The sequence below is a fragment of the Clostridioides sp. ZZV15-6383 genome (genome assembly GCF_020657735.1).
Classification (GTDB): domain Bacteria; phylum Bacillota; class Clostridia; order Peptostreptococcales; family Peptostreptococcaceae; genus Clostridioides; species Clostridioides difficile_D.
The window spans coordinates 1-292 of record NZ_JAGWCV010000197.1; the positions used below are offsets into that span (position 1 = coordinate 1).

Sequence of the window (292 nt, forward strand, 5' to 3'; positions counted from 1 at the left end):
GGAACAGATGGCTCGCTTGGTTCTAAGAGTAGAGGGTTTGGTATAGATTATACAATAACAAATGAAGATAGTTACACATACACAGTAAAAGCATATTTAAATGATGTTTTGTTTGATACGAAGCAAGCGGTAAAAGATACTCAATATACTATAAATGTGCCTGACTCCCTTGTCTTGTCACTTCAATTAAACTCTACTAATAAGATTAAAATAGAAGTTACAGGTGGCTATGGGGTATCTGCTATTTATAGAAATTATACATTTACAAAATCTAATAATGCACCAAGCATAA

At 32.2% G+C, this 292-nt stretch carries 1 pseudogene; it reads left to right on the plus strand.

The window, feature by feature from the left end:
• Positions 1-292, plus strand: a pseudogene (locus KGF42_RS19440) (hypothetical protein); the annotation flags it as partial.